Annotated in this window: 22 protein-coding genes; 14 read left to right on the forward strand and 8 right to left on the reverse strand. The window is 65.2% G+C overall.

Translation table 11 applies throughout. From position 1 onward, the window contains the following. Window positions 1-74: 74 nt before the first annotated feature. Window positions 75-1,550 carry a flagellar basal body P-ring formation chaperone FlgA gene (gene flgA, locus OKW30_RS19200; protein WP_429347380.1) on the reverse strand — a complete coding sequence of 492 codons (1,476 nt, stop codon included), beginning with the start codon at window positions 1,548-1,550 and terminating at the stop codon, window positions 75-77. A gap of 218 nt (window positions 1,551-1,768) precedes the next feature. Here flgA and flgB point away from each other — a divergent pair, with 218 nt between their 5' ends. The 14 genes from flgB (at window position 1,769) to flgL (ending at window position 15,397) form a co-directional block, all read left to right on the forward strand. Next, on the forward strand, window positions 1,769-2,269 hold the full coding sequence (flgB, locus tag OKW30_RS19205; RefSeq protein ID WP_090802505.1) for a flagellar basal body rod protein FlgB: 501 nt from the start codon (window positions 1,769-1,771) through the stop codon (window positions 2,267-2,269). 128 nt (window positions 2,270-2,397) lie between these two features. Continuing rightward, on the forward strand, window positions 2,398-2,823 hold the full coding sequence (gene flgC / locus OKW30_RS19210) for a flagellar basal body rod protein FlgC (protein WP_187627403.1): 426 nt from the start codon (window positions 2,398-2,400) through the stop codon (window positions 2,821-2,823). Window positions 2,824-2,833: 10 nt separating this feature from the next. Next, window positions 2,834-3,568, forward strand: coding sequence for a flagellar hook assembly protein FlgD (locus tag OKW30_RS19215; protein WP_429347381.1), 735 nt, complete (start codon window positions 2,834-2,836; stop codon window positions 3,566-3,568). 43 nt (window positions 3,569-3,611) lie between these two features. Next, window positions 3,612-5,126: a flagellar hook protein FlgE gene (locus OKW30_RS19220; RefSeq protein WP_184069755.1), complete on the forward strand. Its 1,515-nt coding sequence runs from the start codon at window positions 3,612-3,614 to the stop codon at window positions 5,124-5,126. Between the two features lie 17 nt (window positions 5,127-5,143). Next, complete coding sequence (flgF, locus tag OKW30_RS19225; RefSeq protein ID WP_429347382.1) at window positions 5,144-5,902, forward strand: flagellar basal-body rod protein FlgF; 759 nt, start codon at window positions 5,144-5,146, stop codon at window positions 5,900-5,902. 104 nt (window positions 5,903-6,006) lie between these two features. Beyond that, window positions 6,007-6,795, forward strand: a complete 789-nt coding sequence (gene flgG / locus OKW30_RS19230; protein ID WP_184069751.1) for a flagellar basal-body rod protein FlgG — start codon at window positions 6,007-6,009, stop codon at window positions 6,793-6,795. A gap of 29 nt (window positions 6,796-6,824) precedes the next feature. After that, the gene (gene flgH, locus OKW30_RS19235) at window positions 6,825-7,523 is read left to right on the forward strand and encodes a flagellar basal body L-ring protein FlgH (protein WP_184069942.1); all 699 of its coding nucleotides are present in this window, start codon (window positions 6,825-6,827) and stop codon (window positions 7,521-7,523) included. A 2-nt stretch (window positions 7,524-7,525) separates the two neighbouring features. Continuing rightward, window positions 7,526-8,695, forward strand: coding sequence for a flagellar basal body P-ring protein FlgI (locus OKW30_RS19240; protein ID WP_429347383.1), 1,170 nt, complete (start codon window positions 7,526-7,528; stop codon window positions 8,693-8,695). A gap of 12 nt (window positions 8,696-8,707) precedes the next feature. Beyond that, entirely contained in the window at window positions 8,708-9,712 is a 1,005-nt protein-coding gene (gene flgJ / locus OKW30_RS19245; RefSeq protein WP_184069749.1) for a flagellar assembly peptidoglycan hydrolase FlgJ, read from the forward strand. 116 nt (window positions 9,713-9,828) lie between these two features. Beyond that, window positions 9,829-10,290 carry a helix-turn-helix domain-containing protein gene (locus OKW30_RS19250; RefSeq protein ID WP_429345692.1) on the forward strand — a complete coding sequence of 154 codons (462 nt, stop codon included), beginning with the start codon at window positions 9,829-9,831 and terminating at the stop codon, window positions 10,288-10,290. After that, on the forward strand, window positions 10,287-10,835 hold the full coding sequence (locus OKW30_RS19255; protein ID WP_429345693.1) for an IS630 family transposase: 549 nt from the start codon (window positions 10,287-10,289) through the stop codon (window positions 10,833-10,835). The genes OKW30_RS19250 and OKW30_RS19255 overlap by 4 nt, the downstream gene beginning before the upstream one ends. Window positions 10,836-11,157: 322 nt before the next feature. Further along, entirely contained in the window at window positions 11,158-11,931 is a 774-nt protein-coding gene (locus tag OKW30_RS19260) for a flagellar brake protein (protein ID WP_184069747.1), read from the forward strand. A gap of 235 nt (window positions 11,932-12,166) precedes the next feature. Then, on the forward strand, window positions 12,167-14,161 hold the full coding sequence (flgK, locus tag OKW30_RS19265; protein WP_429347384.1) for a flagellar hook-associated protein FlgK: 1,995 nt from the start codon (window positions 12,167-12,169) through the stop codon (window positions 14,159-14,161). A gap of 9 nt (window positions 14,162-14,170) precedes the next feature. Continuing rightward, on the forward strand, window positions 14,171-15,397 hold the full coding sequence (gene flgL, locus OKW30_RS19270) for a flagellar hook-associated protein FlgL (RefSeq protein WP_429347385.1): 1,227 nt from the start codon (window positions 14,171-14,173) through the stop codon (window positions 15,395-15,397). A 67-nt stretch (window positions 15,398-15,464) separates the two neighbouring features. Here flgL and fliR read toward each other — a convergent pair whose 3' ends face one another. Genes fliR through fliL form a run of 7 tightly spaced genes read right to left on the reverse strand, consistent with a single transcriptional unit; the run spans window position 15,465 to window position 19,919 of the window. Then, window positions 15,465-16,247, reverse strand: a complete 783-nt coding sequence (gene fliR / locus OKW30_RS19275; RefSeq protein ID WP_090802523.1) for a flagellar biosynthetic protein FliR — start codon at window positions 16,245-16,247, stop codon at window positions 15,465-15,467. A gap of 31 nt (window positions 16,248-16,278) precedes the next feature. Next, window positions 16,279-16,548 carry a flagellar biosynthesis protein FliQ gene (gene fliQ, locus OKW30_RS19280; RefSeq protein ID WP_090802525.1) on the reverse strand — a complete coding sequence of 90 codons (270 nt, stop codon included), beginning with the start codon at window positions 16,546-16,548 and terminating at the stop codon, window positions 16,279-16,281. Window positions 16,549-16,583: 35 nt separating this feature from the next. Beyond that, the gene (fliP, locus tag OKW30_RS19285) at window positions 16,584-17,393 is read right to left on the reverse strand and encodes a flagellar type III secretion system pore protein FliP (protein ID WP_184069741.1); all 810 of its coding nucleotides are present in this window, start codon (window positions 17,391-17,393) and stop codon (window positions 16,584-16,586) included. Next, window positions 17,393-17,908 (reverse strand): flagellar biosynthetic protein FliO, encoded by a 516-nt coding sequence (gene fliO / locus OKW30_RS19290; protein ID WP_429347386.1) that lies wholly within the window; start codon window positions 17,906-17,908, stop codon window positions 17,393-17,395. Before fliO ends, fliP begins: the two co-directional genes overlap by 1 nt. Next, a complete protein-coding gene (gene fliN / locus OKW30_RS19295) occupies window positions 17,905-18,369 on the reverse strand; it encodes a flagellar motor switch protein FliN (RefSeq protein ID WP_429347387.1) in 465 nt (154 codons plus the stop codon). The genes fliO and fliN overlap by 4 nt, the downstream gene beginning before the upstream one ends. Continuing rightward, complete coding sequence (fliM, locus tag OKW30_RS19300) at window positions 18,362-19,360, reverse strand: flagellar motor switch protein FliM (protein WP_184051834.1); 999 nt, start codon at window positions 19,358-19,360, stop codon at window positions 18,362-18,364. The genes fliN and fliM overlap by 8 nt, the downstream gene beginning before the upstream one ends. 58 nt (window positions 19,361-19,418) lie before the next feature. Next, the gene (gene fliL, locus OKW30_RS19305) at window positions 19,419-19,919 is read right to left on the reverse strand and encodes a flagellar basal body-associated protein FliL (protein WP_184069737.1); all 501 of its coding nucleotides are present in this window, start codon (window positions 19,917-19,919) and stop codon (window positions 19,419-19,421) included. Window positions 19,920-20,483 lie beyond the last annotated feature (564 nt).

The following is a 20,483-nucleotide window of genomic DNA, read 5'->3' on the forward strand; positions in this document are numbered from 1 at the left end:
TTTCAATCCCTGTTCGTCTGCCCTGGCCACCGGGGCGCCGACCGTTTCGACGGTGCTCGTTGCCGCCAGCCCGCTCACATCGGGATCTCCACCGTGCCGCCGTCCTTGACGATGCCGGAGATGATCTGGCCGTTGGCGGTCTTCACGCGCACCTGCTGACCCGGCGACGCGTTGTTCATCGCGCTGCCCTCGGACGAGATCGAGAAACCGTCGCCGGCCGCGATGACCCGCACGGTCTGGCCGAACACCACCGCCGACGCGCTCTTCAGCATGTCGCGGCGCAGCGGCATGCCGCCCGCGATCCGCACGAGCGAGACCGAGCCGACCGCCTGCGACGGGTCGGTGACGATCGCCTGCGGCAGGCCGGTCAGGTCGCCTTCGCGCGCGACGAGGTCGGCGGCCGTGAGCACTTCGCCCGGCGCCATCGCGCGGGCGGCGAGGTAGTAGGTCGCATGCAGCGAGATGCGCGCCTGCAGATAGATGGTCCACGGCCGCTCGCCCGCGCAGCGCACGCCGACCGTCAGCCGGCCCCACAGGCGCGCGCCGGTCGGCATGAACGGTTCGAGCGACGTGCACGCGGCGAGGCCGCGCGGAAACGCGGACGCGACAGTGATGTCGGCCTTGCCTGGCAGGCCGACGGCCTGCTGTTGCAGGAACGCGAGCGCGCTCGCGTGAATCGCTTCCGGGTCCTGCTGGCCTGGCAGCGGCGCGGCTTGCGCAGCCGTCGCGGCGGTAGCGGTCTGCGGCGTTCTCTGTGCAATGACGGCCGCCGGCTGGCGCGAGCCAGGCGACGTCGCGGGCGTTCTCGCGATTCCGGGATGCGCCGGCTGCGCCGCAGCGGCCGCGATCGGCTTGCCATTCGCGCCGAACTCGGGTGGCTCGCCGCGCGCGGCGAGACTGTCGAAACCGTCGCCTTGCGGCGCATTGGCCGCGACCAGGCGCTGATTCGCGACGCTGGCGGCCGGGCCCGCTTCGACATCGACGCGCGCGACGCCCGACGCCCCAGTGCTGGCCGCCGGCGGAATCGTCACGACGCCGTTGGCGTCCGGTTTGAAGTTGGTGCGGATGATGGCCGGCGCGGCGGCAGCGGGCTCGCCCGCGCCCGGAATGACGATCGCGCCGCTTGCGCTCGCGGCACGCCCGAACGTATCGGTGTCGCGCGACCCGCTCGCGCGGCCGAGCGACTGTGCGGTCGCCGCCGCGAGCGACGCCGCCGACGCGCTGCGCTGCGCCGGCGTCTGAATCCGTTGCGCGAGATCGTTCAGCGCGGCGGGATTTTTCTCGGCGGGCCCGGCAATCACGATCGGGCCGCCCGCATCCTGCGCCTGGGTCGTAGCCGGCAGCAACACGATGCCGCCCGCAACCCATACCGCGACGTTGACGACCACCCGCGTCAGGCAATGCGCAAGGCAACGCGAGAAAGAGCGCGGCACCGGCTGGGCGAGCGCGCCCTCCGAACCATCGCCCCGTTCATCGGCCCGGCCCCCCCCCACGCGACGCATCGTCGTGCCGCTCGCCGGCTGCGGCAAGGTGTTGGTGGGCTGGTCCATCGCGGGTCTCCATCGAATGCATCGGTACGCCTTGCATTCTAGTGAGCCCCGCTTTCGCGCAAACGTTGAATAGAAGCCCCCTTTCCCGGTTATTCGTCCGATTGCCGCTTGCGCGCGGCCCATAAGATGCATCACATGCAAAAAGGCCTTCGCACCCGCCGCGTGTCTCTCACGATGCGCACACGGGACGGCCTTGGAAACGTTCTCGGGAGATTCCGATGCTGGACAAGCTCGATGCCGAATTCGCATTCGGCCGGCAGGCGATGGATGTGCGCGCATACCGGCAGGAACTGCTGTCGTCGAATATCGCGAACGCCGACACGCCCGGCTACAAGGCGCGCGATATCGACTTCGCGTCGTCGCTCGCCGGCGCGCTGAAGAAGACGGGCGGCAGCACCGCCGGCCAAGGCGCGTCGAACAGCTCGACGCTCGCGATGACGCAACCCGCGGGCGTGACGAGCGGCATGTCGATGAACACGACCGAGGCCGGCCACATGAGCGGCAAGGCCACGCTGACGGCGACGGGCGGCAGCCCCGACGATTACGGCAACCTGCAATACCGGATTCCGCTGCAGCCGGCGCTCGACGGCAACACGGTCGACGTCGACACCGAGCGCGTGCAGTTCGCCGACAACACGGTGCACTTCGAGTCGGGTATGACGGTCGTGTCGAACCAGATCAAGACGATGCTGTCGGCGATCACGTCGGGCTCGTCGTAAGCCGGGCACGAGCACGGCACCCAGGCAGGGCGCATAGCAGCTGAACACAGGCAGCATGCACGCACGAACAGAAACGCTACGGGACTTAACGTAAAGCCGGTGCGAACCGGCAGGAGAGGTCAGGAAACATGCCATCCCTGATGAACATTTTTGGTGTCGCGGGTTCCGCGATGTCGGCGCAGTCGGAGCGGCTCAACGTGACGGCGTCGAACCTGGCCAACGCGGACAGCACGACGGGCCCCGACGGTCAGCCGTACAAGGCCAAGCAGGTCGTGTTCGCGGTGAGCCCGCTCGGCGGCGCGCGCACACGCTCCGGCCAGCAGGTCGGCGGCGTGCAGGTGACGGGCGTGGTCGACGATCCGTCGCCGATGAAGACCGCGTACGAGCCCGGCAATCCGGCCGCCGACGCGGACGGCTACGTGACGCTGCCCAACGTCGACCCGGTGCAGGAGATGGTCAACATGATCTCGGCCTCGCGCTCGTACCAGGCCAACGTCGAAACACTGAACACCGCCAAAACCCTGATGCTGAAAACGCTCACGATCGGAACCTGAGGAGAGAGCCTTGACCACCAACACCACGATCGGCGGCAGCGGCACGACCGTTTCGCAGACGCTGCTCGACACGATGAACGGCACGAGCAGCAGCTCGAGCGCAACCAGCTCGACGAGCAGCACGTCGAGCAGCACGTCGGGCACGTCGGCGGCGGACCTGCAGACCACCTTTCTTCAGCTGCTCGTCGCGCAAATGCAGAACCAGGACCCGACCAATCCGATGGACAGCTCGCAGATGACCTCGCAGCTCGCCCAGATCAGCACGGTGCAGGGCATCAGCCAGCTCAATACGTCGCTCACCTCGCTGTCGACGCAGCTGTCGGCGGGCCAGCAGTCGCAGGCCGCGCTGCTGATCGGTTCGACCGTGCTCGCACCGGGCAACTCGATCACCGTGGCGAGCGGCAAGACGAACGAGTTCGGCGTCACGCTCGCGAACTCCGTCAGCGACCTGCAGATCGTCGTGAAGAACTCGGCCGGCACGATCGTCAACACGCTCGATCTCGGCAAGCAGTCGGCCGGCACGATTCCGGTTGGCTGGACGCCGACCGATTCGGCGGGCAACCCGCTCGCCGACGGCACCTACACGATCACCGCGACAGGCTCGATCAACGGCCAGCAGGCGACGGCTACCACGCTCACCGGCGCGACGGTGCAAAGCGTCGTCCAGCAGAGCAGCGGCACGCCGGGCCTCGTGCTGTCGAACGGCTCGACGGTCGACCTGACCAGCGTCGCAGCGATCCTGTAGTCCGGATCCATTCAGTTACGACTTTACAGATACGGAGTACGTCATGAGTTACCAAACAGGTTTGAGCGGTCTGTCGGCGTCGTCGAGCGATCTCGACGTGATCGGCAACAACATCGCCAACGCCAACACCGTCGGCTTCAAGAGCGGCACCGCGGAATTCGCCGACATGTACGCCAATTCGGTCGCGACCGCGACGAGCCAGCAGATCGGTATCGGTACGCAACTCTCCGAAGTGCAGCAGCAATTCTCGCAAGGCACGCTCACGACGACGAACCAGGCGCTGAACGTCGCGATCAACGGCAACGGTTTCTTCCAGATGTCGAACAACGGCACGCTGACCTATTCGCGCAACGGCGTGTTTCAGCTCGACAAGAACGGCTTCATCACGAACGCGCAGGGCCTCGATCTGATGGGCTACGCGGCCAATAGCTCGGGCATCGTCAACACCGCGCAGACCGTGCCGCTGCAGGTGCCGACCGCGAACATCGCGCCGCAGGCGACCACCTCGATCACCGCGGGCCTGAACCTGAACGCGCAGGACAACATCATGCTCGGCGCGCCGACGGCGACGCCGGGCGGCACCAACGCCGGCACGCTGAGTACGACCGGCGCGACGATCACCAACGCGGCAGCGGGCACCAACACCGACCAGTACACGATCAACTTCACGAGCCCGACCACCTACACGGTCACGGACAACACGCTCGGCACGACCACGGCGTCGCAGCCCTACACGGCCGGCACCGCGATCACGCTCGGCAACGGCGAGAGCATCACGTTCAGCGGCACGCCGGTGGCCAACGACAGCTACACGATCACGCAGAACCCGACCGCGTTCAACCAGAACAGCTCGTCGACCTACAACTACTCGACGAGCACGACGGTCTACGACACGCTCGGCGGCTCGCAGACCGTCAATATGTACTTCGCGAAGACGGGCTCGGGCACATGGAACGTGTACGCGGGCCCGTCGACCGGCACCGCTTCCCTGATCGGCACGGCGAACTTCAATTCGTCGGGCACGCTGGTCAGCACGACCGACGCGACGACCGGCCTCGCGACCGCGACGCTCGGCGCGTTCACGATGTCGATCCCGACCACCGACGGTTCGGGCACGCCGCAGAACGTCACGCTGAACATGGCCGGCACCACGCAGTACGGCGGCAAGGACGGCGTGAACAGCCTGTCGACCAACGGTTACGCGGCGGGCCAGCTGACGAGCTTCACGGTCGGCTCCGACGGCACGCTGACCGGCAACTACTCGAACGGCCAGACCGCGGCGCTCGGCCAGATCGTGCTCGCGAACTTCTCGAACCAGAACGGCCTCGTCGACCTCGGCAACAACGAGTACGGCCAGACGGCTGCCTCGGGCGTCGCGCAGATTTCGACGCCGGGCTCGACCAATCACGGCGTGCTGCAAGGCGGCGCGGTCGAGAACTCGAACGTCGATCTGACGAGCGAGCTGGTCAACCTGATCACCGCGCAACGCAACTATCAGGCGAACGCGCAGACGATCAAGACCCAGCAGGCCGTCGACCAGACCCTGATCAACCTGTAAGCGAACGGGACCTCTTCATGGATCGGCTGATCTACACCGCGATGTCGGGGAGCGCGCAGGCGCTCGAACAGCAGGCGATCGTCGCGAACAACCTCGCGAACGCGTCGACCACGGGCTTTCGCGCGCAGCTCGAAACCTACCGCGCCGTGCCGATGTCGTTCGGCGACGGCAGCACGATCAACGACGACACGACCCGTACCTTCGTGCTGTCGTCGACACCGGGCGCCGACTACACGCCGGGGCCGATCCAGCAGACGGGCAATCCGCTCGACGTCGCGATTCAGGGGCCGGGCTGGCTGTCGGTGCAGACCGCCGACGGCAACGAGGCCTACACGCGCGCGGGCAATCTGCACATCGACGAAAACGGCCAGCTCGTGAACGCGACCAATCAGGTCGTGCTCGGCAACGGCGGGCCGGTATCGGTGCCGCCGGGCGCGCAGATCACGATCGGCAAGGACGGCACGGTGTCGGCGCTGACGCCGGGCGATCCGCCCACCGCTGTGGTCACCGTCGATCAGCTGAAGCTGGTCAATCCCGATCCGCAGTCGCTCACGCGCGGCGATGACGGTCTGTTTCGCACCGCCGACGGCAATCCCGCCGACGCCGATGCGACCGTGACGCTCGCGCCGGCGTCGCTCGAAGGCAGCAACGTCAATCCGGTCAGCGCGATGGTCTCGATGATCACCAACGCGCGCCAGTTCCAGATGCAGACGCAGTTGCTGGAAAACGCCGACAAGAACGATCAGTCCGCCAACCAGCTGCTCAGCTTCAGCTAACGGATTGCCGCGGGGCGCCCTTCGAGGCGCGCTCCGAGACCGCTTTGCATGGGGCCGGAGCAAGCGCTAAAGCGTCAATTTCGCCCGACATTGGAGAACCATAAGTGAACCGCTCACTGTATATCGCCGCTACCGGCATGAATGCGCAACAGTCGCAGATGGACGTGATCTCGAACAACCTCGCGAACGTCAGCACCAACGGCTTCAAGGGCTCGCGCGCGGTGTTCGAGGATCTGCTGTACCAGACCATCCGCCAGCCGGGCGCGAACTCGACGCAGCAAACCGAACTGCCGTCCGGCATCCAGCTCGGCACCGGCGTGCAACAGGTCGCGACCGAGCGTCTGTACACGCAGGGCAACCTGCAGCAGACCGGCAACTCGAAGGACGTCGCGATCAACGGCGGTGGCTTCTTCCAGGTGCAGATGCCCGACGGCACGACCGCCTACACGCGCGACGGCTCGTTCCAGACCAACGCGCAGGGTCAGCTCGTCACGTCGAGCGGCTACCAGGTGATTCCGGCCATCACGATCCCGACCAATGCCACCTCGCTGACGATCGGCAGCGACGGCGCGGTGTCGATCACCGTGGCCAACTCGAGCAATACGCAGCAGCTCGGCACGATGCAGCTCGCGACCTTCATCAACCCGGCCGGCCTCGACGCCAAGGGCGAGAACCTGTTCTCGGAGACGGCGTCGTCGGGTGCGCCGAACGTGTCGCAGCCGGGTCTGAACGGCGCGGGCACGCTCAACCAGGGTTACGTGGAAGCGTCGAACGTGAACGTCGTGCAGGAACTGGTGAACATGATCCAGACGCAGCGCGCGTACGAAATCAACAGCAAGGCCGTGACGACCTCCGACCAGATGCTGCAGACCTTGAGCCAGATGCAGGTTTGAGGACTGGAAATTTAAGGCGGTAAACGATGATGTCGCACTCCACTCGCACTCCGGTTCATTCGCGCACGGCCGAGGCGCTCGTGCAGCTCACGCTGCTCGCCGCGCTGGGCGGCTGCGCCCAACTGCCGAGGGAACCGATCACCCAGCAGCCGATGAGCGCGGTGCCGCCGCTGCCGCCGCAGACGCAGGCGCCGGGCTCGATCTACAACCCGGGCTACGCGGGTCGGCCGCTGTTCGAAGACCAGCGGCCACGCAACGTAGGCGACATCATCACGATCGTGATCTCCGAGAACATCAACGCGACGAAGAACTCGGGCGCGAATGCGAGCCGCGACGGCAGCACGAAGTTCAGCGTGCCGACTTCGGGCTTTCTCAGCGGCCTGTTCGCCAAGACCAACCTGAACGCGACCGGCTCCAACGGCTTTACCGGCACCGGCGGCGCGAACGCGTCGAATACGTTCAACGGCACGATCACGGTGACCGTGACCGGCGTGCAGGCGAACGGCAACCTGGTCGTGAGCGGTGAGAAGCAGATGCTGATCAATCAGGGCAATGAATTCGTGCGCTTTTCCGGTGTCGTGAATCCCAACACGATTTCGAGTCTGAACGCCGTGTACTCGACCCAGGTCGCCGACGCGAAAATCGAATACTCCGCGAAGGGTTACATCAACGAAGCGGAGACCATGGGCTGGCTGCAGCGGTTCTTCCTCAACGTGGCGCCGTGGTGATCATGGGTACTGTCTTCAACACGCTGTCGCGCGCGGGCCGCGCACTGATGTTCGTCGCGCTCGCCTGCGCGGCGCTGCCGGCCGCGACGCCGGCGCACGCGGAGCGCCTGAAGGACCTCGTGCAGATCCAGGGCGTGCGCGACAACCCGCTGATCGGCTACGGCCTCGTGGTCGGCCTCGACGGCACCGGCGACCAGACCACGCAGACGCCGTTTACGACGCAGACGCTCGCGAACATGCTCGCGAACCTAGGCATCTCGATCAACAACCAGGCGGCGGGCTCCAGCAACTCGCAGTCGTCGCTGTCGAACATCCAGCTGAAGAACGTCGCCGCGGTGATGGTGACCGCGGTGCTGCCGCCGTTCGCGCGGCCGGGCGAAGCGATCGACATCACGGTGTCGTCGCTCGGCAATGCGAAAAGCCTGCGCGGCGGCACGCTGCTGCTCACGCCGCTGAAGGGCGCCGACGGCCAGGTGTATGCGCTCGGCCAGGGCAACGTCGCCGTGGGCGGCGCGGGCGCGAGCGCGAACGGCAGCAAGGTGCAGGTCAACCAGCTCGCCGCGGGGCGCATCACCAGCGGCGCGATCGTCGAGCGCTCGGTGCCGACGGCGGTGTCGCAGGCGGGCACCATGCAGCTCGACCTGAACGACATGGACTACGACACCACGCAGCGCGTCGTCGCGGCGATCGACAACGCGTTCGGCAGCGGCACCGCGACCGCGCTCGACGGCCGCACGATCCAGCTGCGCGCGCCGGCCGATCCGCAGCAGCAGGTCTCGTTCATGGCGCAATTGCAGAACCTCCAAGTGCGGCCCGGGCAGGCCGCCGCGAAGGTCATCCTGAACGCCCGCACCGGCTCGATCGTGATGAACCAGATGGTCACGCTGCAGAACTGCGCGGTCGCGCACGGCAATCTGTCGGTCGTGATCAATACGCAGCCGGTGGTGAGCCAGCCGGGCGCGTTCTCGAACGGCCGCACGGTGGTCGCGCAGCAGTCGCAGATCCAGATGAAGCAGGACAACGGCTCGCTGAAACTCGTGAACGCCGGTGCGAACCTCGCCGAAGTGGTGAAGGCGCTCAACGCGCTCGGCGCGACGCCCGCGGATCTGATGTCGATCCTGCAGGCCATGAAAGCAGCCGGCGCATTGCGCGCCGACCTTGAAATCATCTAAGGAGCACGCGGGATGAATTCCGATACGACCAATAGCGTCAACTCCGCCAACGATCTGACCAGCCGGTTCGCGCTCGACGTGCAGGGCTTCGGCGCACTCAGCGCGCAGGCGAAGGCCTCGCCGCAAGCCGGCATGAAGATGGCCGCGCAGCAGTTCGACGCCGTGTTCACGCAGATGATGTTGAAGAGCATGCGCGATGCAACGCCGCAGGACGGTCCGTTCGATTCGCACGACACGGCGACGTTCACGTCGATGATGGATCAGCAGATGGCGCAGCAGCTGTCGAAGAAGGGCATCGGCGTCGCCGACGCGATGCTCAAGCAGCTGATGCGCAACCAGGGCATGCAGGTGGGTGGCGCGAGCGGCGCGGGCGCGGCGGGTGGTCTCGCCGGCATGGCCAACGCGCTCGGCGGCGGTAGCGGCGGCGGCGAAGGCCAGAGCGCGGCGCTCAACGCGCTCGCGCGTGCCTACGGCAATGCCCAGGCCAACGGTCAGCTCGGGCTCGGCCGCGCCTACTCGGCCAATAGCGCGCTGACGCCGCCGGTGCGCGGCGACGGCAGCTCCTCGAAGGTCGACGCTTTCGTCGACAAGCTCGCCCTGCCGGCGCAGGCCGCGAGCGCGGCGACCGGCATTCCGGCGCGCTTCATCATCGGTCAGGCCGCGCTCGAATCGGGCTGGGGCAAGAGCGAGATCAAGAAGGCCGACGGCTCGACGAGCCACAACGTGTTCGGCATCAAGGCGGGCAACGACTGGACCGGCAAGACCGTGTCGACGGTCACGACCGAGTACGTGAACGGCAAGCCGCAGCGCACGGTCGAGAAATTCCGCGCGTACGACTCGTACGAGGAAGCGATGACCGATTACTCGAGCATGTTGAAGAGCAATCCGCGTTACGCGCAGGTGATCAATTCGTCGCGCGACGTGAACGGTTTTGCGAACGGCATGCAGCGCGCCGGTTATGCAACCGATCCGCATTACGCGAAAAAGCTGCTGTCGATCATGCAGAAAATGGGCTGATTAAAAATAGCGCACGCGACGGGCATTAAAGCGGTTTTAAAGGTGTCGGTAAGTGTTCCTGGTAAAACGGTTTGACTTTGGCTAACCTGGCGTCTTGGTCGGTGCCGGGGTCGTGGATGAAGTGTGTCGTAGTGTTGAAGGCAGTCGAGGAGCTGACATTGCAGCAGATGTCGATCAATCACCGTCATCGGGATACGCGCACACGCGCGGCGGGCCTGTTGATGCTCGGACGTGGCCTCAAGGCCCGCGCCATTGCGGCGCAACTGGGCGTGAGTGGCCAGAGCGTCTACAACTGGTCGCACGCATGGCGCGAGCGGGGCATATGCGGCTTGATGGGCGCACATAACGGCGGCCGGCATGCGCTGCTGACTGAAGCCCAGATCGCTGTGGCCCTTGAGATCGCCCGCGCCGAACCGCTGACCCTTGGTGGCATTGCCCAGCGCGTCGAAGCCGCGCTCAACGAGCCGCTGCCCTGCAAGGTCGAAACGCTGGGCGAAGCTCTCAAGCGCAACGGCTTTTCGTTCAAGCGCAACCGCTACGCGCTCAAAAAAAGCGCAACGAAGAAGCGTTCGCAATGAAACAGGCCACACTCGAGAAACTCCAACAGGCTGCACGCGGGGACGCCGTGCGGTTGGTGTATCTCGATGAGGCGGGCTTCCATGGATCGCCGCCGGTTCAACGTAGCTGGTCACCACGAGGCTTGCCTCACCAGGTCGAACCGAACCATCACTGCCGCCGCAGCGTGATCGGCGCACTGGACTTCGGCGAAAACACGCTGATCCACGCCGCGCATACCGGCACCATTAAAGCCCAGGATGTCGAGTGCTTCATCGACAGTGTGCTCGCCACCGGGAACGGTCTGCCCACGGTGATCGTGCTGGACAATGCCAGCATCCATCACGGTATCAGCGACGCGACGCGCCAACGTTGGCTGCTCGAACATAAGGTCATCCTGTTTTACCTGCCTGCCTATAGCCCCGAGCTCAACATGATCGAGATCGTCTGGCGGCACCTGAAATACCGATGGCGTCGAGCCCTCACCTGGACGCGCGAGACCATCGATGCCGAACTCGCAGCACTGCTAAGCAGGTACGGCGCCGATTTTCAAATCAATTTTTCCTGAACACTTAAAAGCGGCGATAAAAGCGGCAGAAAAAGCGGCAGAAAAAGCGGCATCGGTAAAAAGCTCCGCGAGGTCCGGGGCGAGCAAGGTCGCGGGAAATAGGGCGGATACGCTTTTAACGTTTGCGCGAAATTTTCCGGCGAATATTTAAATTGAGCCCCTAAATTTTGGCTCGATGCTGCCGCTAACGAGTTAGACCCGATACCGGAATAGCGCTGTAAGGTCCGGTCGAACGCGTGTGTTGCGGCTTTGCATGAAGACCCTCAGAGTCCATGGCTAGGCCCTGGCACGTGCCCGCAAGAACATGCTTACCGGCAAGCCCATGGATATGAACCAGTCGAACGGCCTGATTGACACGAACGGTCAGCCGCACGTCCCGCAAAACGAGAGCGCTTCCGATTTCGGCCGCCGCAATCCGCTGGAAATCGGCGTGCAGTTGCGCAATATCGTCAATCGCGGCGATTTCCTCACCGTCGAATATGCGGGCGGGCAGATCGTCACGCGCCTGCTCGACGTCGACGTGCGCGAGCGCACCTTCACCTTCGATTGGGGCGCGCTTGCCGATCAGAACAAGGGGCTGCTCAACGCGCCGCGCTGCCAGTTCCACGCGTCGCCCGACGGCGTGCGCGTCGAGTTCACGACCCCGACGCCACGCGAGACGCGCTTCGAGGGAATGCCGGCGTTCGAGGCCGACTTCCCCGAGGTGCTGTTCTACGTGCAGCGCCGCGAGTACTTCCGCGTCGCCGCGCCGATTCTCGACCCGTTCATGTGTACGGGCCGCCTGCCCGAGGGCGACACGTTCCGCTTCGAGGTGCACGACCTGTCGCTTGGCGGCGTCGGGATGCGCACGACCGACCTGCGCGTCGCCGCGCTGCCGATGGGCGCGCGCCTGATGGACTGCGAGCTCACGCTCGGCGCGCTCGGCCGTCTGTCGCTCGATCTGCAGCTCGTGTCGCATCGCTCGCTCGCGCTGCCGAACGGCACGCAGCGCTATCAGCTCGGCTTCCGTTTCCTGTCGCTGCCGGGTAGCGCGGAAAACACGCTGCAGCGGCTGATCACGCAGCTCGAAATGAAGCGCCGCTCGCTGGCGCGCTGAGCGGCGAGCCAACGCGCGGTGCCGTGCGCGCGACGCCCGGCACCGCGCGAACGCTTTGGCCGACGAAGCAAACGTTGCACTCGCGTCGGAGGCAGCAGCGCGGCAACGTCGCGCAAACATCGCGGCGAGCGCAAACGAAGTGGAATGGCCCTCAATTTTTCGCACGGTGGGCCGTTAAAGAGGATGTTCCACTAACGCGGTGGCATGTCTGCGATGCCGCCCTTCAGGATGACGCATGTCCAGCAATCTGTTGAATATCGGCCTTAGCGGACTCAACGCGGCCCAATGGGGTTTGACGACGACTGGTGAGAACATCAGCAACGCGTCGACACCCGGCTATACGATGGAAACCCCGGTGTATTCGGAGACAGGCGGCACGTATACCGGCTCCGGCTACCTGCCGATGGGCGTCTCCACCGACACCGTGACGCGCGCGTACAGCCAGTACCTGACGACCCAGCTGAACAACGCGCAGTCGTCGAGCAGCGCGCTCACCGCGTACAACACGATGATCACCCAGCTCAACAACCTCGTCGGCAGTCCGACCGCCGGGATTGCGAGCGCGATCAGCGGTTACTTCACGGGGCTGCAGAACGTCGCCAACAACGCGTCGAGCGTGTCGGCGCGGCAGACCGCGATCAGCGACGCGCAGACGCTCGCGAACCAGATCAACGCGGCGGGCCAGCAGTACGACCAGTTGCGCTCGAGCGTCAACACGCAGCTGAGCAACTCTGTTGCGCAGATCAACACCTACACCGCGCAGATCGCGTCGCTGAATACGCAGATCACGCAGGCGAGCAACCAGGGCCAGCCGCCGAACCAGCTGCTCGACGCACGCGACCAGGCGGTGTCGAACCTGTCCCAGCTGATCGGCGTGTCGGTCGTGCAGGACAACGGCAGCTATAGCCTGTTCATGTCGAGCGGACAGCCGCTCGTGCTGGCCGGCAACAGCTTCAATCTCGGCACGGCGACTTCGTCGGGTGATCCGAGCGAGCTGTCGGTCCAGTATCTCGGCCAGGCCGGGGCAAAGCCGACACCGACGCCGCAGACGCTGTCCGACACGAGCGTGTCCGGCGGCACGCTGGGCGGACTGCTGCAATTCCGCTCGCAAACGCTCGATCCGGCCGAGGCGCAACTCGGCGCGATCGCGACCAGCTTCGCCGCGCAGGTCAATGCGCAGAACGAACTCGGCCTGACGCTGAACGGCACCGCGGGCGGCGCGCTGTTCACGGTCGGCTCGCCGACCGTGTACGCGAACTCGCAGAACACCGGCAACGCTACGCTCGGCGTCTCGTTCGCCGACGCGACCCAGCCGACCACGGGCGACTACACGCTGTCGTACGACGGCAGCAGCTATACGCTGACCAACAACCAGACCGGCAGCATCGTCGGTTCGGCGGCGAACCTGACCAACCCGATCGGCGGCCTGCAGTTCTCGGTCGCGAGCGGCACGATGAAGGCCGGCGACTCGTTCTCGGTCGAACCGACCCGCGGCGCGCTCGACGGCTTCGCGCTGACCACCACGTCGGCGTCGGCAATCGCGGCCGCGGCGCCGGTGCTCGCGTCGGCGTCGACGTCGAACACCGGCACCGGGACGATCACGCAAGGCACGGTATCTGCCGGCTACAGCGCGCCGACCAGCACCTCGACGATCACTTACACCGCGGGCACCGGCCTGACCGGCTTCCCGGTCGGCACGGTGGTGACAGTCGCCGGCTCGCCGTCCACGCAGTACACGATCAGCTCGGCGACGACCGCGGTGCCATACTCGCCGAGCTCGGGCGCGACGCTGACGATCACCAACCCGAGCAATTCGGCGAGCGCGGGCGTGATGAACAACGTGACGGTCACGATCAGCGGCACGCCCGCCAACGGCGACTCGTTCACGATCGGACCGAACACCGGCGCGACCAACGACGGCCGCAACGCGCAACTGCTGTCGAACCTGACTTCGGCGCAGGTGCTCGACGGCGGCACCTCGACGCTGACGGGCGCGTACGCGAGCTACGTCAACAACATCGGCAACCAGACCACGCAGATCCAGACCTCGGCGACCGCGCAAAGCACGCTCGTCACGCAGATCACGTCGGCGCAGCAGTCGGTGTCGGGCGTCAATATCAATGAGGAAGCGGCCAACCTGCTTCAGTACCAGCAGCTCTATCAGGCCAACAGCAAGGTCATCCAGACGGCGCAGACGCTGTTCCAGACTTTGCTTGGCATCTTCTCGTAAGGCGGAACCATGCGAATTTCGACCCAGCAGTACTTCAGCATGAACGTCGCGAACATGAGCAATCAGCAGGCTCAGTTGTCGCAGATCTATCAGGAAATCTCGAGCGGCCAGAGCCTGACCACGCCCGCCGACGATCCTCTCGGCGCCGCGCAGGCCGTGCAGCTCAGCTCGACGGCGTCCGCGCTGGCGCAGTACACGACGAACCAGAACGCGGCGCTCACGTCGTTGCAGGCCGAGGACTCGACGCTCTCCAACGTCATCACGACGTTGCAAAGCGCGAACACGTTAGGCCTGCGCGCCGGCGACGGCAGTTTGAACGACGCCGACCGCACGGCGATCGCCGCGCAGCTGACCGCCCTGCGCGACCAGCTCGTCACCTCCGCGAATGCGACCGACGGCTCGGGCAATGCGTTGTTCGCCGGTTTCCAGAATTCGACCCAGGCCTTCACGACCGATGCGGCCGGCAACGTCACCTATACGGGCGACACGGGCACGCGCACCGTGCAGGTCACCGGCAGCAACGCGGTCTCGACCGGTGACAATGGGCTGTCGGTGTTCATGAGCGTCGGCGCGACCAACGCGCAGCCGATCGCCTCGGGCGACCCGGCCAATACCGGCAGCGGCGTGATCGGCGCGGTGTCGGTCAAGGATCCGACCAACGCGGGGAACGCGGACTCGTACCAGATCCAGTTCAGCGGCAGCGGCAGCTCGCTCACCTACACGGTCACTGACACGACGACCGGCGTCGCGGGCACGGCGCAGCCGTACACGGCGGGCTCGGACATCACGATCGCGGGCCAGACCGTCGAAATCACAGGCACGCCGGCGGCCAATGACACATTCACGGTGCAGCCGGCCAACCAGGCGGGCACCAACGTGTTCGCGAACCTGAACGCGATGATCGCCGCGCTCCAGCAGCCGGTGAGCGGCAACCCCGCGGCCTCGGCGACGCTGCAGAACGCGTTGAATACGGGCCTGTCGCAGCTTGGCAACACGCTGAACAACGTCACGGCGGTGCAGGCATCGGTCGGCGGCCGCGAGCAGGAAGTCAAGGCGCTGCAAACGGTTACGGAGACCAACTCACTGCAAACGCAAAGCGATCTCGCGGATCTGACCCAGACCGACATGGTCTCGACGATCAGCAAGTACTCGATGCAGCAGGCGGCCTTGCAGGCTTCGCAGCAAGCGTTCGTGCAGATCCAGAACATGTCGCTGTTCCAGTACATCAACAGCTGATGCCGCTGCGGCGGCGCAATAAAGAAACCGGCGCGAGCCGGTTTTTTTATGTCCGCGATTTTCGGCGTTATCCCAGCGCCGCCGCGACCCGTCCCATCTCATCGATGCCGTTATCGAACAAGCGCACGAAGAACGGGATCATGTTCGGCAGCATCAGCTGCACGAGCAGCAGGCCGACCAGCATCGTCAGCGGAAAGCCGATCTGGAACACGCCGATCTGCGGCGCCGCGCGATTGAGAATGCCGAGCGCGAGGTTCGCGATCAGCAGTGCGACGACGACCGGCAACGCGAGCAGCAGCCCCGCCGAGAAGATCGAGCCGCCCCAGTTCGCGAGCGTCTGCCAACCGTGCGGCGCGAGCAGGTTCGCCGACACCGGCACCGACTGGAACGTCGTCACGAGCGCGGCGATCATCTGCAGATGACCGTCGACGGCGAGAAACACCAGCGTTGCGATCGTCGTCATGTAGCGTGAGATCACGACGCCCGAGCCGGTCGCCTGCTGGTCGAAGAAGGTCGCGAAGCCAAGGCCCATGCCGAGGCCGATGAAGTAGCCGGTCGCGTCGATCGCCTGGAACACGACCTGCATCGTCACGCCGAGCGCGATGCCGATCAGGAACTGGTTGACGAGAATCCACACGCCGGCCGCGGAAAACACGGTGACCTGCGGCAGCGCGCCGATCGTCGGGGCGACGATGATCGTCGCGAACGCGGCGAGACCGATTTTCACGCGCGAGGGCAGCGACATGTTGCCGAGCACCGGCGCGGTCGCGATCAGCGCGGCGATGCGCGCGAACGGCCACAGGAACGCGGTCAGCCAGACGTTCAGTTGCGCGTAGGTGACCGTGAACATGGAGTGGGGAGGGCAGACGTGCCAGCGGCGCTCAGTTGACGAGCGTCGGAATGCTGGTGATCGTGTGGCGCAGATAGTCGAGCATCGTGGTCAGCATCCATGGTCCGGCGATTACGAGCGTGAGCGCGATCGCGAGCAGCTTCGGGATGAACGACAGCGTGCTTTCGTTGATCTGCGTGGCAGCCTGGAACAGGCTCACGACCAGACCGACGACGAGCGCGACGAGCAGCAGCGGGGCGGCCAGCACGAGGCCGACGTACATGGCCTGGTGGGCCAGCGTCATGACTGCTTCGGGTGTCATCGTGAGTGCCTGAGGAACAAGGAGTCGAAAAAATATCAGACGAAGCTCTGCGCGAGCGAGCCGAGCAGCAACTGCCAGCCGTCGACGAGCACGAACAGCATCAGCTTGAACGGCAGCGAAATCGTCGCCGGCGACACCATCATCATGCCCATCGACATCAGCACGCTCGCGACCACCATGTCGATGATCAGGAACGGAATGAAGATCGTGAAGCCGATCGTGAAGCCGGTCTTCAACTCGCTCGTCACGAACGACGGCACCAGCAGCGACAGCGGCACGTCTTCGGGCCCCTGCATCGGCGCCGCGTGCGAGATGCGCGCGAACAGCGCAAGGTCGCTTTCCCGGGTCTGACGCAGCATGAAGGTCTTGAACGGCGCGACGCCGCGCGCCACCGCCTGATCCATCGACATCGTGCCTTCGGAGAACGGCTTGTAACCTTCGTTATAGGCTTTATCGAGCACCGGCGACATCACGAACAGCGTCAGAAACAGCGCGAGACCGACGACCACCTGGTTCGGCGGCGTCGTGGTCGTGCCGAGCGCCTGGCGCAGCAGCGACAACACGATCACGATGCGCGTGAAGCTCGTCATCATCAGCACCATCGCGGGCAGGAACGACAGCATCGTGAGCAGCAGCATCGTCTGCACGCTCAGCGAGTAGGTCGTGCCGCCGTTGGGGCCGGGGCTCGTCGTGAACGCCGGCAGGCCGGCGGTTTGCGCGAAAGACAGCGTCGGCAGCGCGAACAGCAGTGCCGGCAGCGCGAGTTGAAGCGCTGCGGGGAGCGCCCGCCCCGCACGGCGCGTAAGCGTGAAGAACCAGGCTGACTGCCTGAAGCTGACCTGCATTACCGATCCCCGCCGCGGTGCGCGTTGAAACGTTTGCCCACTTCGCCTTTCAGGGCGTCGCGAAAGCGTTGACCAAAAGTGCCGGAAAGCGGTGCAGGCGAAGCGGCAACCGTATCGGTCGCGACGGAACCCGCCGGCATCGTATGCAGCAGCCGCACGTTGCCGGGCGCGGCGCCGAGCACCAGCCACGTATCGCCGATCTCGACGACCGCGACGCGTTCCTTGCCACCGAGCGAAGCGCCGCCGACCGTCTTCACGAGGCCGCCGCGCTGGCCCGGTTGCAGGCCGAAGCGTCGCGCGAGCCACGCGCAGCCGAACACGAGGCCGATCACGACCGCAAGCCCGACGAAGGTTTGCAGGACCGCGCCGACGCCGAGCGCCGGCACCGCGCTACCCGCGCCGACACCCGAGGCGATCTTCGCGGCGTTGTTGACCGCGTTCATGTCGGCGGCGTGCGCGACGGTGGACGCGAAAAGCGACGCGAGCAGCACGCCGCGACCTGCCAAACGTTTCATCGATTGAGTTTCCGGATGCGTTCGGACGGCGTGATGATGTCGGTCAGCCGGATACCGAACTTGTCGTTGACGACCACCACCTCGCCCTGCGCGATCAGGCAGCCGTTGACGAGCACGTCCATCGGCTCGCCGGCCATGCCGTCGAGTTCGACGACCGAGCCCTGCGCGAGCTGCAGCAGATTGCGGATCGCGATCTTGGTGCGGCCGAGTTCGACCGTCATCTGGACGGGAATGTCCAGGATCATGTCGATGTCGTTGTGCGTCGAGGTCGGCGCGGCCTTCGACAGCGGCCGGAACACGGCGCCCGCGGCCGGGTTGATTTCGTCGTTGCCGTTCTGCTCGGCGAGCGCGCTTGCCCAGTCGGCCATCGCCGCGTCGTCTTCCACGGCGGACAGCTCGCCGGCGGCGAGTTGCTCGGCTGCCGCGAGATCGGTCTCGGGCTTTGCGTTCAGGTCACTCATATCCACCTTCCTTCATCGTGTCGGCTGCGCTGATCATCTTCTGGACCCGCAACGCGTACTGACCATTGAAAATTCCGTAGCCGCATTCCATCACCGGCACGCCGTCTACTTTCGCGGTGATGTGCTCGGGGATGTTGATCGGCAGAACATCGCCTTTGCGCATGTTCAGGATCTGTTCGAACGTGACCGGCACCTGCGCGAGATCGGCGCTAAGCTGCACTTCGGCGGCCTGCACCTGCTGCGACAGCACGCGCACCCAGCGTCGGTCGACGTCCATCGCCTCGCCCTGGATCGGCGACGAGAGAATGTCGCGGATCGGCTCGATCATCGAGTAGGGCATGCAGATGTGCAGCGTGCCGCCCGTCGAGCCGAACTCGATCGAGAACTGCGTGACGATGACGATTTCGTTCGGCGTCGCGACGTTGGCGAACTGCGTGTGCATTTCCGAGCGCACGTATTCGAACTGCAGCGGACGCACGCTCTTCCATGACGCCGCGTAGTGCTCGAACGTCAGATTGAGCAGCTTCGTGATGATGCGCTGCTCGGTCTGCGTGAAATCGCGTCCTTCGACGCGCGTATGGAAACGGCCGTCGCCGCCGAACAGGTTGTCGACCACGAAGAACACGAGGTTCGGATCGAACACGAACAGCGACGTGCCGCGCAGCGGCTTCACGTGGACCAGGTTCAGGTTGGTCGGGATCGGCAGGTTGCGCGTGAACTCGCTGTACTTCTGCACCTTCACCGGGCCGACGGAAATTTCCGCCGAGCGCCGCATGAAGTTGAAAATGCCGACGCGCAACAGGCGCGCGAAGCGGTCGTTGATGATTTCGAGGCCCGGCATCCGGCCACGGACGATACGTTCCTGCGTCGCGATGTTGTACGGCCGCACGCCCGTGCGGTCGTGTTGCTCGGATTCCGTGTCGGATTCGCCGGTGACGCCCTTCAGAAGGGCATCGACCTCCTCCTGGGACATGAACTCTTCGTGGCCCATTGCTTATTCCTCGTGCGTCCCTTGGCGATTGATGATGGCAGCGCTTGACAACGTCACGTCACTGCACGACGAATTCGGTGAACAGCACGTCCTGCACGCGGATCGGTGCGACGCTCTTGTCGGTCGGCTCGGTGATCAGCGTCTTCAGCTCTTCGGCGAGCGCGCGCTTGCCTTCGAGCGGCGCGAGTTCTTCGGGGTGCTTGTTCGACAGCGCGAGCAGGATGCGGCTGCGCACTTCCGGCATGTGATCGGTGAGCGCCTGCTGGGTGGCGGCATCGCCGAGCTTGAGCGTGAGGCCGATGCGCAGGAAGTGTGGCTGGCCGTCGTCCGATTGCAGGTTGACGGTCATCGATTCGAGCGGGAAGAACAGCGGCACGGCGGATTGCGCCGGCGCGGCTTCGGCCGATACGGCGACGGGTGCGCGCTTCGACATGAAGAACCACACGCCGGCACCGGCAGCGCCCGCGGCGATCAGCGCAATGAGGACGATCAGGATGATGCGCTTCATGGGGCCCGGCGAGGCGGGCGCGGCTTGTTGCGGGGCGGTCGTGGTTGCCATTTGGTTTGCCAGCTTGTTGCTGGCCTAGTAAGGGTTAGGGTGATTGTTGTTGATTTGCCTGCGGCGCTATGGGTCGAAAAGAAGGGCTATTTCTGGCTATTTCTCGTTGTTCTGGCTTTGTTGGCCTTTCCTTGCTGACTTATCGGTCTATTAGCGTTGCCCCTGTGCGGGGCGGCACCTACTTTCTTTGCTGCTGCAAAGAAAGTAGGCAAAGAAGACAGCTCAAACCGCAAACTCTTAAGCGGGTCCCTCGGTCTGCATGAGGTAGTGGTGCATCTGGAATCCGTGCCCTCGCACATTCGGCGCCAGTGACAAGGCAGTCATTCTTCCGGCGGCGCTACGCGCGCCGAATCCCCGCTCAAAAACCACCGGTTGTTTCGGCGCATCGCCGAGGCGCAGCCGATGGCTCCGCTGCGCGGGCAAAACCATTGGTTTCCCTGGCAGACCCGTCCGCGACGCACGTAGTGCGGAGTGGGAGGGATGACGGCTTTGTCACGAACGCGGAATGTGCGGGGGCCCGGATTCCAGATGCACCACTACCCCTTCCAAGCCAGGGGACCCGCT

Source organism: Paraburkholderia sp. Clong3 (genome assembly GCF_050436485.1).
GTDB lineage: Bacteria > Pseudomonadota > Gammaproteobacteria > Burkholderiales > Burkholderiaceae > Paraburkholderia > Paraburkholderia tuberum.

Coding starts and splice junctions, on each gene's coding strand:
- flgC (WP_187627403.1), top strand. CDS start 2,398: ATGCCATCCCTGATGAACATTTTTGGTGTCGCGGGTTCCGCGATGTCG.
- fliN (WP_429347387.1), bottom strand. CDS start 18,369: ATGAGTGACCTGAACGCAAAGCCCGAGACCGATCTCGCGGCAGCCGAG.
- fliM (WP_184051834.1), bottom strand. CDS start 19,360: ATGGGCCACGAAGAGTTCATGTCCCAGGAGGAGGTCGATGCCCTTCTG.
- fliP (WP_184069741.1), bottom strand. CDS start 17,393: ATGCAGGTCAGCTTCAGGCAGTCAGCCTGGTTCTTCACGCTTACGCGC.
- flgF (WP_429347382.1), top strand. CDS start 5,144: ATGGATCGGCTGATCTACACCGCGATGTCGGGGAGCGCGCAGGCGCTC.
- OKW30_RS19250 (WP_429345692.1), top strand. CDS start 9,829: ATGAAGTGTGTCGTAGTGTTGAAGGCAGTCGAGGAGCTGACATTGCAG.
- OKW30_RS19240 (WP_429347383.1), top strand. CDS start 7,526: ATGGGTACTGTCTTCAACACGCTGTCGCGCGCGGGCCGCGCACTGATG.
- flgA (WP_429347380.1), bottom strand. CDS start 1,550: ATGGACCAGCCCACCAACACCTTGCCGCAGCCGGCGAGCGGCACGACG.
- OKW30_RS19260 (WP_184069747.1), top strand. CDS start 11,158: ATGGATATGAACCAGTCGAACGGCCTGATTGACACGAACGGTCAGCCG.
- fliL (WP_184069737.1), bottom strand. CDS start 19,919: ATGGCAACCACGACCGCCCCGCAACAAGCCGCGCCCGCCTCGCCGGGC.
- fliO (WP_429347386.1), bottom strand. CDS start 17,908: ATGAAACGTTTGGCAGGTCGCGGCGTGCTGCTCGCGTCGCTTTTCGCG.
- flgH (WP_184069942.1), top strand. CDS start 6,825: ATGTCGCACTCCACTCGCACTCCGGTTCATTCGCGCACGGCCGAGGCG.
- fliR (WP_090802523.1), bottom strand. CDS start 16,247: ATGTTCACGGTCACCTACGCGCAACTGAACGTCTGGCTGACCGCGTTC.
- flgL (WP_429347385.1), top strand. CDS start 14,171: ATGCGAATTTCGACCCAGCAGTACTTCAGCATGAACGTCGCGAACATG.
- OKW30_RS19220 (WP_184069755.1), top strand. CDS start 3,612: ATGAGTTACCAAACAGGTTTGAGCGGTCTGTCGGCGTCGTCGAGCGAT.
- flgJ (WP_184069749.1), top strand. CDS start 8,708: ATGAATTCCGATACGACCAATAGCGTCAACTCCGCCAACGATCTGACC.
- OKW30_RS19255 (WP_429345693.1), top strand. CDS start 10,287: ATGAAACAGGCCACACTCGAGAAACTCCAACAGGCTGCACGCGGGGAC.
- fliQ (WP_090802525.1), bottom strand. CDS start 16,548: ATGACACCCGAAGCAGTCATGACGCTGGCCCACCAGGCCATGTACGTC.
- flgK (WP_429347384.1), top strand. CDS start 12,167: ATGTCCAGCAATCTGTTGAATATCGGCCTTAGCGGACTCAACGCGGCC.
- flgB (WP_090802505.1), top strand. CDS start 1,769: ATGCTGGACAAGCTCGATGCCGAATTCGCATTCGGCCGGCAGGCGATG.